The organism is Pontibacter liquoris (assembly GCF_022758235.1).
Taxonomy (GTDB): domain Bacteria; phylum Bacteroidota; class Bacteroidia; order Cytophagales; family Hymenobacteraceae; genus Pontibacter; species Pontibacter liquoris.
This window is the reverse complement of the sequence record NZ_JALEBG010000003.1, coordinates 369,358-383,772: the sequence shown is the minus strand read 5'-3', so window position 1 is coordinate 383,772 and position 14,415 is coordinate 369,358. Positions and strand designations below refer to the sequence as shown.

Genomic DNA, 14,415 nt, shown 5'->3' with positions numbered 1-14,415 from the left:
AGTAATGTCACAGCCAACTGATATCAGAAGGGGTCAGGTAATTACGACCTTCGGACCTGGTGCTATAGTAGCAACTCCAAGTGGTGAATCCTATATGATAACATCCAATAGCCGCTGGGTATACGAACAACCAGGCAAATTTATAATAATGGAGGAAAGATTACGTAGGCGGTTAAATGTTAAAGAACTACGCTTTCCCCCACCGATTGACGAGAAGCGAACAAAGGATAATAAGAGTTTTCGAGGTAAGGATGCAATAAAGTCTGTTCGTTTCCCGGCATGGCATCATTGCAGGTATTGCAGCAGGATGCATTGGATTGGTTCTTTTGCAGAGATGGCGAAGTGTACCTGTGAACATGGGAGGGATGAAAAGAAACAGGGCCTGATTCCTGTAAGATTTGTAGCAGCATGCCTTAATGGACATATTGAAGATTTTCCATTTCAGGAATGGGTCCACAAGGGAGAGAACCCCCGTAATCATGAGCTATATTATCACACCGGCACTTCCGGCTCATTGGGCGGGATAGTAATAAGATGCAATACATGCGGGGTGTCCAGATCAATGGAAAGTGCGCTAAGCAAGGGAGTACTTACAAAAACAAAAGGATGCTCAGGTTTAAGACCATGGCTTGGCTTAAAGAACAGTAATCAGTCCTGCAGTGAAACCTTGGTAGGTGCTCAAAGGGGAGCCAGCAATATTTATTTTCCTCAGGTTATCTCATCTATATACATTCCTGAAAGAGATGCAGCAGTTAGTCCTAAGGTAAAGAGCTTTTTTCAGAAGCAAAAGGGATTTTTTGAAATGATAATGGGAAATAATCCAGATGATTTCAACCGGTTCGCCGAACTTATGATTGAACAAGCGAAACTGGATAGTGAAACTCAGGCTGTTTTAGAATATGTAAAAAGTGAGCTTACCCGTCAGGAAACAGTACAGGTTAGTGAAGAAGATTTCAGGTTTGCTGAATACGACGTTCTCCGGACTTTAGCAGGAGTTCCGGATGATGACTACTCTGCCAGACAGTTAAGTGCACAAGAATATTCATCACCTGTCAGAGACTATTTTAATAAGATAACTCTGGTTGAGAAACTTCGCGAAACCAGAGTGTTCGCAGGGTTCACAAGGCTAAAGCCGGAAGCAAATTCTTCCTTGACAGAAACAATCCGGTTTGCAAATAATTCTAACGAATGGTTGCCTGCAGATATAATTCGCGGAGAAGGGATCTTTCTGGATTTTTCAGCTGATAGAATTGCTGCATGGGAAAGCAATACAGATGTCCGTAACAGGGCAAATGTTATACTCAGAAATTACAGTGACAGTATTGGTGCAAAGAGTTACTTTACTGATAATTCTGATCCCGTACTTATTCTTCTTCATACATTAGCTCACTTGCTGATAAGTGAAATAAGTTTACAATGCGGTTATGGGAATTCATCCCTGCGGGAACGGATTTATTATAGCAGGCAGCATAAGATGACTGGTATTCTCATATATACAGCTTCAGGTGATGCCGAAGGTTCTCTTGGTGGATTGGTGCGGCAGGGTAAGCCTGGAAGGTTAGAACCTATCATAGCTTCAGCCCTTGAAAAAGCACGGTGGTGCTCATCTGATCCTGTTTGTTCTTCAGTAGGTGTGCAAGGACCCTTTGGAACAAATCTGGCTGCCTGTCATAACTGCAGTATACTGCCGGAAACTTCCTGCGAATTATTCAATAATCTTCTGGATCGTGGTCTTGTAGTAGGAACACCTGAGCGACCAGAGCTGGGATTCTTTCAAAATATATAATTATGTTTACTTTCTCATTTATATCACGTGCCAAGATACTAGAAGCGCCCAGTGGTAAAAGCATGATCAACATAATAGATCATGAATTAAAGCCATCAGAAACCATTATACTCACCGGTTGTCCCGGTAGTGGTAAAACAACTGTAGCAACTCACCGGGCAAAGATCCTTACAGAGACTAACAGCAATAGCAAGTTCAGATACTTTATTTACCCTGTATTACTCAAACAATACCTCACAAATGTTCTGAAAAAAGAAAAGATACCGGAAAGCAGAGTCACTTCTATAATGGCTTGGTACTATGGTAACTATAGAAAATTTCTTTTGAAGGATAATAGGGTAAATGAAAATGAAGTTGTAAGGCATTTTTCCGGTACAGGTATGACCTATGACAACATTATTGTAGACGAAGCACAGGATATCTGGCCTGAAGTACTTCGGAATTTTCCTCTGATAAGTAAACGGATTACCTTTATCTGTGACCATGCACAGGAAATAATGGGTAACTTCAGTTCCAAGAATGGAAATATCCGTGACCTACTCAAAACAGATATTGAAAGGGCTGGGTACTCAGTTCTTGTCAGGCATCTCGCTACAAATTTTCGCAATCCGGAATCTGTTTACCGGTTTGCAAAGGAGTTTGTTAGGGATATGCCCACTTCAGATATTGAAAGGTTTAATAAAGCTGGGGGAGAGCCACCTTTGATGATTGTAATGAAAGACCCCAACCGCTTTCAGCAGATTCTGATTAATCAGGTCAGAAATAACAGTGGGATAAATATAGGCATCTTGTGCACCTATGCTTCAGATGTCAGAAAGGTTTCATCAATTCTTAAACGAGATGGAATCGAACACACACCTTATTATAATGGGATACCTGATGAGGAAAAGAAAAGCAGTTTAGAGAATATAAAGAATGTTGTGGTTACCACATTCAAATCATCGAAAGGGCTTGAGTTTCAGCTTGTAATTATGCCATTTGTTGAAAATTATAAAGGGGATGCAGAGACTAGGCGGGAATACTATGTTGGCTGTACACGGGCTGAAGAAAGGCTTATACTGCTTGCAACCGGTAAGCCAGCGGAAATTATCAATACTATTCCAAGAGGCACTTACGTCCTGAAAGAAATTTAATTGTTCAACAAACTATGGCAAGGATCAAAAAAGCAGCGGAAATTATAACAGAAGGTGATCTGTTTAAGAATTCTGTAATTGGCTCTGTTCCAGAGGCTGCACCAAGCTCTAAAGACAAAATAGTTTCAAAAGTTGAATCTGAAACTGCTCCTAAAAGAAAGGCTCCTAAAAGTAGTAAAAAGAATTCAGCTAAAGGTATTCAAAGAGTAGGGTTTGTACCTATGAATCCTGATAATCTCCTCAGGTTTCTGGACGCAGGTATAATATACCCTCTCTGTTACGAAGAGAATTCAAATTATCTCGAGAACAGGCAGAAAGATTATTTTGATATGGTGCCACAGTATATTCCGGTTTTCGACTCCATCAGAGGAGAGAAAGATGAATGTGTGGTTGAGATTATTCTCGATAATGAATCAGCAGACTTAACTGAACCAGCAAATGAAAGGTGCTTATACATAAGTAAGCCACTTCCTGTCAGCAGGATCCGGGCACTACATTTTTCTGGTGCTCCTGCAAGGAAGAAATTTTCAGGTATGATTGCAGGGACCAGTTCAATTATTCCTACTACCTGGTGTAAAGCAAGCGGACGCAACTGGGGTGCGCCTGAAGAAATCAGCAAAAAACGATCTGAAGAAAATCTGAGTGACATCAAAATTAAACTTAAAGAGTTTGATCAGATACTGGGGATGCTTGCCTATGTGAGACATGGAAGACTACTGCACTACTTAACTGCAGATGTTAAAAACCATGATAATACTAACATTCCATTCATAAGTCCTGAAGCATTTGCTTTCATAGCCTTTCTTACCGGGAACGATTATTACATGAACCGTTCTATGGATGAATTTCTTAAGATAAGGAGCGCTATTACAGACAGAACATTCCGTGTGTTGGCTGGGACAATGGATAGTGGAACTGAAACCGGAAATCCAAATAAAACAGTTCTCTATAATAATTTACTGTCATTACTTAATGAGCTTGTTGAATCGGGCCATGATAGGTGGAACGCAGAAACAGTGTTACGTGATTGGTACAACAGGCTTTCGTCAGAATCTGAAGTTTCCGGAATGGAGGCATCAGAGATAAAGCACCTTCTTGAATTGGCAGACAAAGCTGGAGAAGTAGCTATGGGCCTTTTAAGCATGGACGAGATACTTACTCACCCTGTTTTAAGGAATAATAGCAATTTAGCTCCGGTGCGATTGATGTTTTTATTGTCAGGTTTTAAGCAGCGAAGTTCGTCTTATACAGCAAAAGAAGCTTTCAGGAATGCTTTATTTCGCTCTGATACTAATCTCTTCAATGTGAATGAAAAGCAGCTGGCCCTTTTGATTGCCGGCAAATACTATGGTTATAGAGTTCTCCCATTACTTGAACCTGTAAGACCTAAATTTCTCCAAGAATTTTTCCCGCAACTGAATCTTAAGCTAAGCTATGCAGATCCGGTGGAAATGCATCTGATAGATCAGGTATACTCCAGTGTCTTTGTGCCAGGCCAGCAATCCAGAATGATTGAAGATAATGCTCGTGTGGAAAACGTGCAGATAGAAAAAGAAATATTTTACAACAGCAGAAAGCTAATGCTTCAGTATTTGCCAACTTCTATAGGAAATCTCTTCAGATTAGTTCATCAGGAAGAAAGTAAAGGAGCCAAACCATCTGAAAATGATACGCTTGAAGGCTATCCAAGCGACATATCTGAAACCCTGTTGTGGTTTTACATTAAAGTTCATTTACCTCAAGTAGCATCCTCCGGACCAAAAGAGGTGAGAATGATGTTCAATTCAGTTATCAGGAGAATAAGACCGCAGCTTTCTTATGGACAGGAGATGTTATTGAAGAGGCTTATAGACTTCGAGAAAAAAATTTTTTGATTACCTAGTATGGATAAAGTGGAAACAGTAATGAATCAGTCGCCGGCAACAAAGCTGCTTGAGGATATCAGATCTCAAAGCTGGGCTCAGTTCGATGATTATTATGAAGATATTATATACAGTAGTTATATAGGTAATGAAGCACCTGATATTTCTCCTGAAGAAAATCTTGTATATCTGGCTGCGACTTATTTAGAGACTAGGATCAGGCATCGGGACCGGTTTCAGGAACTTGTATACATTTTAATGCCGCACATGCATGCTGAATGGTCTGTGACAAAGCGTTTGAATGCACTTATTCCTATTTATAATCAGACGCAGATATCAGGTTTTTCCCAATGTATCTCTGAAATGATTCCCAGACTTGCGGAATCTGTAAATACAGAGGATTATCTGTTTTCGCGGGAGCAAAAGCAGAAGATGGCTCTGAATGTTTTTGCCGAATCAGTAGTGTTTGCTTACGGAAAGTTGCGTGGAATAGGGCAACAGAAATTATTTTCTAATGAGATATTGCCTAAAGTGCTGATTAAGCTATCAAATCCTGAAATCAGTTATAACCTGGGTCTACTAGGAGAATACATGGAGCTTTGTTCCTCGGTAGACGCCCTTACAGATTATAGATATCCTTGGAAGCCTCTTTAAATCTGTAGAGTAAATATGGAAGAATAGGTTTGTCTATCAAAATGTTAGGAAGTAGTTGGCTAACTTGTCTTTTATAGAATTAAGCCATGCCACATCTGTACATGATGTTCTAAGAAACTGTTCCTTCACATTGATAATAATGTGCCCACATTTTCCTGAATCAGATTGCTTAAAATCAAATTACTGAAAGGCTTGGGTATAAATGCAATGGAAAGAAGTTACAGAGTAGGGCATACATATAAAGATATTCTGAGTGTTTCCCGCGAACAGGATGAATTCGTTTCATGGTTTGCTCTGAACGGGAGTGGTATAGGAAATTCAGGAGGCATCAGAAGTGCAAAATTTCTGAAAAGAAATTCTGAATTACCTTCTTATATAGTATTGATCACAAGGCAGATTTCTCATCGCCGGCATAACCCTTGGGAAGACATCATTGACTATTCTACGGGTACTATCTTTTACTGGGGAGATGCAAAACACCATGCCCATAAAAACTATTCAGACTTCAGAGGCAATAAGCAGATGCTCAGCATATTTGAACATGTACTGGATAACAGGTTATCTGAACTTCCTCCAATTCTGCACTTTTCAAAAGTTAAGAGTGGTCTGGTCCAGTTTAATGGTCTTTGTGTTCTGAAGAATCTTGAATTAACATGGTTTAAAGATACTGGTAGTCCTGTTAAGAATTACCGGGCAGAGCTCACAATACTGGATACAGAAAAAGTGAGTGTGTCCTGGTTACATAACCGGGTTCAATGTTCTGATTCACAGCAGCTAAATTCAGCGGCTCCGAAAGTATGGGAAGATTATATCAAGGGAAACACCAGAAAATTGGATATATGGTCTAAAAGGATATTGGACAAAGCAGAGCAGCTTCCCTTGGAGAAAAGTGCCGGAGATTTGCTGTTGAGAAGGTTAAGTGAACTTACTCCAACACAATTTGAAGCAGTCGTAGTAGAGCTGTTTCGGAGCCTTCCACATGTAAATCATAAAATTGTCAGGACTAGACCTACAGCGGATGGAGGACTGGATTTCTTTGGTAAATTTTCTATCCCTTATCCGGTAAAGTATGAAATTGAGTTTCTGGGTGAAGCCAAAAAGTTTTCCCGTGAAACAGCAGTTCAGCCAAAGCATGTATCCCGATTGGTTGCCCGCCTGAGCCGAGGGCAATTCGGAGTATTTGTGACTACATCTTATTACACCAGACAAACTCAAAGAGAAGTACTGGAAGACGGATATCCGGTCAGACTTTTTTCAGGAAACGATATAGTAAATATTCTTCAGGAACTTCAACTTGTGGAAAAAGGTGAAATAAAGAAAGAATGGTTAGAGACTATGACAAAAAACATGACTCTATGTTAGACCACCTCCTGCACATCCCATCAGAAGAAACACCGCCGAAGGCAGGGGCAATGATAAATACCTTCAGGGCCTTTGGTTATAACCTACAGACCGCAATTGCAGACATCATAGATAACAGTATTTCCGCCCGTGCTAGAAATATATGGATACAGTATGAGTGGCAGGGTGAGGATTCCTGGGTAACGATTACTGATGACGGAGAAGGGATGGACAAAAATGTACTGGTTGAAGCTATGACACCCGGAAGCAAAGATCCAAAGGATGTGCGTGAGGAGAATGATCTCGGACGGTTTGGCTTGGGACTCAAAACATCTTCCTTCTCCCAATGTAAGGCATTGACTGTAATAACAAAAAAAAAGAACTACGATATTCTGAAAAGATGCTGGGATCTGGATTTTGTGAATTACACGAAGAAGTGGAATCTGCTTGACTATTTATCTGATCATAAGTTTAAGGATAAGTTGGATAATTTATGTAGTGGAACAACGGTGTTGTGGGAAAAAATGGATCGTCTTGTTGGAAATGCCAACGTGCATAATGAGGCTGCGAGGAGCATATTTTTAGAGGAATTTGAAAAAGTTGAGGAACATTTAAGTCTTGTCTTCCACAGATACATTGAGAGAAAGAAAATATCCATCTGGATGAATGGTCATATACTGGAAGCATGGGACCCATTTATGAAAGAATCGAATGGAGGTCAGATGATAGCTAGAGAGAGTTTTAATAATGATCAGGTAACTGTAAAATGTTACGTGCTGCCACATATTTCCAAACTCAGCCCAGAAGCGAGAAAAATTGCGAAAACGGATCAGTGGTACCAGTTGCAGGGATTTTATATTTACAGAAACAGCCGCTTACTGCTTTATGGAGACTGGTTAGGGTTATTTGCTAAAAATGAACATTTTAAAAATGCCAGAATTCTCGTGGATATATCAAACAAGCTTGACCACGAATGGAAAATAGACATAAAGAAAGCTGCAGCATCTCCTTCAGTAGCTATAAGGAAAGATCTGGTCCGGTTAGGTAAAATGACCAGAAAAGCTGCTGGAGATGTACATCGTTTCAGAGGGAATCAGATTATGCTAGATGACTCTATTAAGAGTTTCTCATTCCAGCCTGTGTGGAAAGCGAGAAAGACAAGGGATGATGTAAGACATTATTATATTAATCCGGAGCATCCACTAATAAAGCAATTGCTGGAAAAAGACAACATTAGCCAGTCTGATCTGAAAGCAGCCTTAAAACTGATAGGAGATACAACTCCTGTTGAATCTATCATCCAGTTTCACAGTGAAGAACCTGAAAGCCATGAGCTACGGGAAAATAAGAATGAACCGGATCAGGGTACCATAGAATTGGCAAAAAGGATGTACAATTCACTTAAATCAACGGGAGTAGCTAATGAACTAGCTATCAAGCAGATTTTTCACATCGAACCCTTCAATCAATATCCACAATTAATAGAACACTTTGTATAATGGACCAATTTGAAAGTGCGACAAATGTGTGCCACATTTTCTTATCCCCAATAAAGGCAGGCAGAAGCATTACTTTGGATGATATAATTAATGTAGTACAGAACCCTCTTCTGAAACAGCAATATCCTCTTGTTGATGAAGAGGAATTAATCGCTCAGTTAGAGACTGATTATGAAGTCTACCAGAGTAATCCCACTGATCTAACAAACAAAGATGTGAAGCCTTGGCTGAATGACCATACTGCAGGGTTGCCATGGGAGTTATGGAAACGTTACCGTTCTTACATCAAGATGAAGGATGGTTCTTTCCCGATTGATAATCTGGATGATATCACTGATAGAATTCTGGATAAATGCGTGAATCCAAAAACAACAGGTGGATGGGACAGAAGGGGTATGGTCGTAGGCAATGTGCAGTCCGGTAAAACTGCGAATTATACAGGACTAATAAACAAAGCTACTGATGCCGGCTACAAGCTGATCATTGTCATTGCAGGTGTTCACAATTCCCTCCGGTCACAGACTCAGGTGAGAATTGATGAAGGCTATATAGGCCGAAATAGTGCGGATTTCATAATAAGGAGGCGAGTCAATAAAATCGGCGTTGGTGAGTTTAAAGCTGATACAGAAATTTACTCCTACACTTCTTCTGATGAAAAGGGTGACTTTAACAGGGGTATTGCCAATAAGATAAACGTTCCCATAGGGGGTAAAAGTCCGACTGTACTTGTAATCAAGAAGAATGTCAGTGTTCTTGAGAACCTGATACTATGGTTAAATCAGTATGCAGTGGAAGATTCTGCCGGAAATCGTAAAATTTTTGATGTTCCTGTACTAGTAATTGATGATGAAGCTGATAATGCTTCTGTGAATTCAGGGACTGAAATTGATGTAAGAGCAATAAACCGGTTGATCAGAACTCTTCTGAGTCTGTTTAATCAAAACACTTTTATAGGGTATACTGCTACCCCATATGCCAACCTGTTTATTCCATCTTCATGGAGTGAAGACCTTGAGACTATGGTGAAAGATGTTCGGCTGAAGGTTGGTGAAGATCTTTTCCCAAGAGATTTTATAGTTAATATTCCTCCGCCTTCCAATTACATTGGTGCTGCACAGGTATTCGGCTTCGAAAACAGAAAGACAGGTGAACAATTTGAGGGGCTTGATATAATCCGGCCGGCAGAGGATCAGGAGCCTTGGTTTCCCAGAACTATAAACAGAAATAACAGGGACCAGCTCCCTGATGATGTTCCGGCAACTCTGAAAGAAGCTATAAAAGCATTTATACTTACGTGTGCTATCAGAAGGTTGAGAGGGCATGGAAAGAAGCATAATTCAATGCTGGTACACGTAGCACTCAGGGTAGCATGGATTGACCGGGTGGCTTGGTTAGTGAATGAGATACTCAGGGACTTTAAACGCCAGATAAAGTCCGGCCAAGGTAACCTTATGCAGGAGTTGAAAGAACTGTTTGAGAACGATTTTTTACCGACAACAACAGAAGTTCTTGAAAACCTTGCATATTCAGATCCTAAGCTGAAACTCCATAATTGGGAAGATGTAAGCCGTCATCTGATAGAGGCAGTTTCAAAAATCGAAGTGCGGGCCGTACACGGAACGAAAAATACCCGGAATCTGGAGTATCACAATATCGAGGAGATAAACTACGGGAGATATGAGAATGGGCTATCAGTTATTGCCGTTGGTGGTAATAAACTGGCGCGTGGTATTACTCTTGAAGGTTTGTCTGTTAGCTATTACCTCCGAACCACACGGATGTACGATTCCCTGATGCAGATGGGGAGATGGTTTGGGTATCGTCCTGGCTATATAGATCTGTGCAGATTGTATACGACTGAACAGTTGGTAAACTGGTACCGTCATGTTACAATGGCAACAGAAGAAATGCGCGCAGATTTTGATGAAATGGCCGCAAAAAATCTGAGACCCCAGGATTATCAGCTTAAAGTACGAACACATCCGGGGATGCTGTCTATAACTTCAGTGACAAAGATGAGAGAGCATGAACGGATTGAAGTCGGATTTTCCGGTAAATTGATACAGACCTACATATTTGACAAATCCCGTCCAATAGTGGAAGGTAACAACAGTGCTTTTAACAATTTACTCAATTATTTATCAAACCCGGAACTTCTGGAATCTAATCGGGGAGTAAATGCTTTGCTCTGGAAATCAGCGGGCTCAGATTTGGTAATTGACTTTATATCAAAATATAAATCAGCGTATGTCCGCAATGATGTACTCAGGGCTTACATAGAACAGCAAAATTCAGAGAGCAGGCTAAAGGAATGGTCAGTTGCTGTTATTCTGAATTCAGGTAAAACGATAACCACAAAAGGTGCCCTGAGTGGTAAACCAGTTAAGAAGCATGACTTCTCATGGAAGGATGGAAATATCTCAGCAGGTCTTCCTGCCAGAAATCTGGAAGAAGGTTTAAAAGAGCTTAGAGTAAAAGGCAGTAAAAATGCAATTCTTGACAGGAGAGCAAGGATGATAGATTTAGATTTCGACTCAGAGCCCACCGAAGAGTTAATAAAACAGAAGAGAAATACTGAAGGCAGACCTTTGTTAGTGATCATGCCTCTCGATCCAAGGGTGTCATCTAAACTTGATGAGAATATTCCATTGATTGGGTTTGGTCTGATATTTCCGGATTTTGAAGGGGAAGAAGTTTATAGCTACGCTGCAAGACCGGCACAGGTAGATTTTGAAGAAGTCCTGCAGGAAGATGATGATGAGCAGGATGAAGGATGATATTAAAAGAATCTGGCAGAAACAGGAATCTGCCCCTGATAAACAGGTTTTAAGAGAGCAGATATCATGTGTTCCCGGTCTGCAATGTTTTATTGGTCTGATAGGGTATACCGGAGCCAGAACCTTTCAGATTGAATTGGATAGTTCGGTTTCCGTTCATAATAATTTTATCCGGAAGTTTAGAGGGCTTGAAATTCAGGTAATCCCGGTAAGCAGCTCACGGCAGGATTATACTATTATTCTGCTTGATAGAGAACTGAAAGATTTATTTGTTCTTTTTATTGAAGATCTGATAGAAAAGCTGATTCCTGTTACTGATACCATAGAGGCACTCACCATAATAAACCAACGGGTTAATTACTGGAAAAAGCTTTTCTTAAGGGTGTCCGGAGAGTTACTAAGTGCAGAAAAACAGAGAGGCTTATACGGAGAGCTTTTTTTCCTGCGAACACTTCTGGTCACTTGTTCAGATCGGGCAGAAATATTAAGTTCATGGAGAGGGCCTCTCAGCTCAAACCAGGATTTTGCACGGAACAGGAATGCAGTTGAAATTAAAACAACAAAAGCGAGCAATTCATCTGTCCACATAGCAAATGAACAGCAGCTTGATTTCACATGCTGGGACAATCTTTTTTTAGTGTTGCTTGTAGTTAGCGAATCTTCAGGAAATGTCGATTCCCTTTGTGCAATTATAAATGAGATAAGCGATTTACTAAGTTTTGATCCGGAGCTGATTCAGGAGTTTGATATCAAACTAGAATCTTCTGGAATTAGCAGGGATATGGTTGAGCACTATGATGAGACCAGCTACTCAGTAAATCAAAGAAGATTTTTCAGAATTCGGGAAGAATTTCCAGTTATAGTCAGGGCGAACCTTGGTAATGATGCCCTTTTCAATGTTAAATATCAACTTGATCTTTCAGCCTGCTATTCATTTGAGACTACGGAAGAGGAAGTATTAACGACAGTAATATGACACTGCAAAAAGACGTTGTTCACTCTGATTTTGAGCTGGAGCAGTACTTGCAGGAAGTTCACCATGAAATAAATTCACTGGTCTACTCAGATGAGAATGGTACTTCCAAAGAAAATAAATTCACTGAGTACGTCATGGAGTTACTTTCTGAGGCCGGCGAAACAGAAGGGATAAGGTTATGCTCCTATGTGAAGGAAAATAAGTGGGAGAACGTGCAGTTTAAAATAAACGGCTATGCAATTGAAGAAGGGCTGGAAACACTTGATATTTTTATAGCTCATTTTCAGGACACGAACCATATTTACCGGGTGGGGAAAACTGATTTTGAAAATCTGATCAAATGGTCTACTGGATTCATTAATGCAGCTTTCAAAGGTCATCTTGATGATATTGAGCCTTCTACTGAAGCTTATGGTCTCGCACGACTGGTCAGGGATAATCAGAAGGAGTTTATAAGAGTTAATGTGTTCATTCTCTCCAATGGTAACATCCCACATGATCCACCGAAAAGCTTTTCCCTGAAGAGTCTGGAGGATTTGTCCTTTACCTTTCAGGTGTGGGATGCTGAGCGCCTGCACCGGCTTTCACAATCAAAGTATAATCGTGAACCAATTGAAATTGACTTTGAAGCAACATTAGGGAAAGTTATACCCTGCCTGAAAATGCCTTCTGCAAATGATCTGTATGAATGTTACCTGGCTATTGTGCCAGGCTCTGTTCTGGCGACCCTTTACAGGAACTATGGTACCCGGCTTCTGGAGAGTAACGTAAGAGCTTTTCTTCAGCAAACCGGTAAAATCAATAAAGGTATTAAAGATACTATTATCAATAAACCTTTTATGTTTTTACCATATAACAACGGACTTGCAACAACAGCTCAGGAAGTCAAAACCATAAGACTTGATGATGGCCAGCTAGCTATAACAGGAGTTAAAGACTTTCAGATAGTAAATGGAGGACAAACAACTGCTTCCCTGTTCCACACAGAGAAAAGATTTAAGGCAGATCTCTCACAGGTATTTGTCCAGATGAAGCTTACTGTTATCAAAGATGAAGATAAAAAGAATGAAACAGTGCCCTTCATCTCCAGATACGCAAATAGTCAGAATGCAGTGTCGGAACTGGATCTGACATCAAATAACCCTTACCTGCAAAAGCTGGAAGAGCTTTCAAGAACAACTTTTGCGATTGACCCTGAGAATACCAACAAACAGACCATCTGGTTTCTGGAGAGGGTTAAAGGACAGTATAAGGAAGCTCTCAATAAAGAACCTACAAAAGGCAAGAAGGATGCCTTTGTTATAAAGTATCCCCGTAATCAGATTATTGTAAAGTCTGAAATCGCAAAATATTTAAACATCTGGAAGCAGCACCCTCACCATGTTTCTAAGGGAGCACAAAAAAACTACAACTACTTCCTGAGTGAGATTAAAGATGAATTTAAATCAAAAAAGCCAAACCGGATTTACTGGCAGGACATCGTGGCAAATGCCATACTGTTTCAGGTAACTGACCGTTTATTCGGAAGAAAAAATCAAAACCCTATAGGAGATACAAATGTTAAGTCCCAAACTGTTGCATATACTCTCTCATATTTTCATCGCATCACACGCAACAGGCTCAATCTTGGTTTTATCTGGGAAAAGCAATTTGTCCCTGAAGATTTACAGGATGAGTTAAAGAAAGGACTGAAGTTTGTTTACGACTTCTTTGATTCCCTTAATGTGGCACTTGTCAGTGAAACTGCTAAATCTGAGAAAACATGGAAGGCGTTAACTGAATGTAAGGGGCATCCAATGAATATGGAGGCTATAAATGCCTATCTGATCAGTGATAAAGAATTTAAAGAAAGATATGAATCAGTAGATGATAAAACGGAGGAAACAAAAAAGTATGCTGATTTACAAAAGATCACTTCACTGGGAGTAAAGTTCTGGGATGGTCTGTGGCTCTATAATCGTAACTCAAAAGTGCTGAGTACATATCAGCAATCTATTGCATCAATTATTTGTAAAAAGCTTAGAGAATCTGGTGGTTTGTCCGAGCGGGAGATAAGGAAGGGGGCTGAAATAATCGACATCCTGGCTGAAAGTAAAATAGACTTCGATAAAGTCGCTGTGCTTAGTCAATTGGATGATAAAGAGCTGGTCGATCCTTCTGCCTTATACAATCGTTTAAGTAAACTGAACAATGATGACTGGAAGAGAATAATTGATCTTGGAGAGCAAACCAAATTAATGAGTTATAATGAGATCAGTGTTCTGAAAACAGTTATACAGAGACTGAAACGCAAAGAGAATATTGATCTTAAGAGATTGCAGACAACACAGACTGCAATTGATAAGATTAAGAAGTTTGGTATTAAAGTTTGAATAAACCCTCATTCT

Annotated in this window: 9 protein-coding genes; all 9 read left to right on the top strand. The window is 40.1% G+C overall.

What is annotated here, in order from left to right; genetic code table 11:
- The first annotated feature begins 4 nt into the window (after positions 1-4).
- The 9 genes from drmB (at position 5) to LWL52_RS18590 (ending at position 14,400) form a co-directional block, all read left to right on the top strand.
- Entirely contained in the window at positions 5-1,786 is a 1,782-nt protein-coding gene (drmB, locus tag LWL52_RS18630; RefSeq protein ID WP_242923129.1) for a DUF1998 domain-containing protein, read from the top strand.
- Between the two features lie 62 nt (positions 1,787-1,848).
- A complete protein-coding gene (locus tag LWL52_RS18625) occupies positions 1,849-2,919 on the top strand; it encodes a 3'-5' exonuclease (protein WP_242923126.1) in 1,071 nt (356 codons plus the stop codon).
- 14 nt (positions 2,920-2,933) lie between these two features.
- A complete protein-coding gene (locus LWL52_RS18620) occupies positions 2,934-4,793 on the top strand; it encodes a hypothetical protein (protein ID WP_242923124.1) in 1,860 nt (619 codons plus the stop codon).
- Positions 4,794-4,802: 9 nt separating this feature from the next.
- Positions 4,803-5,435, top strand: coding sequence for a hypothetical protein (locus LWL52_RS18615; RefSeq protein WP_242923122.1), 633 nt, complete (start codon positions 4,803-4,805; stop codon positions 5,433-5,435).
- 165 nt (positions 5,436-5,600) lie between these two features.
- Positions 5,601-6,797 carry a restriction endonuclease gene (locus tag LWL52_RS18610; RefSeq protein ID WP_242923120.1) on the top strand — a complete coding sequence of 399 codons (1,197 nt, stop codon included), beginning with the start codon at positions 5,601-5,603 and terminating at the stop codon, positions 6,795-6,797.
- Complete coding sequence (locus tag LWL52_RS18605; protein WP_242923106.1) at positions 6,791-8,275, top strand: ATP-binding protein; 1,485 nt, start codon at positions 6,791-6,793, stop codon at positions 8,273-8,275. Before LWL52_RS18610 ends, LWL52_RS18605 begins: the two co-directional genes overlap by 7 nt.
- On the top strand, positions 8,275-11,052 hold the full coding sequence (locus tag LWL52_RS18600) for a Z1 domain-containing protein (protein ID WP_242923104.1): 2,778 nt from the start codon (positions 8,275-8,277) through the stop codon (positions 11,050-11,052). Before LWL52_RS18605 ends, LWL52_RS18600 begins: the two co-directional genes overlap by 1 nt.
- Positions 11,027-12,028: a PD-(D/E)XK motif protein gene (locus tag LWL52_RS18595; RefSeq protein WP_242923102.1), complete on the top strand. Its 1,002-nt coding sequence runs from the start codon at positions 11,027-11,029 to the stop codon at positions 12,026-12,028. The genes LWL52_RS18600 and LWL52_RS18595 overlap by 26 nt, the downstream gene beginning before the upstream one ends.
- Positions 12,025-14,400, top strand: a complete 2,376-nt coding sequence (locus LWL52_RS18590; RefSeq protein ID WP_242923100.1) for an AIPR family protein — start codon at positions 12,025-12,027, stop codon at positions 14,398-14,400. The genes LWL52_RS18595 and LWL52_RS18590 overlap by 4 nt, the downstream gene beginning before the upstream one ends.
- The last annotated feature ends 15 nt before the right edge of the window (positions 14,401-14,415 follow it).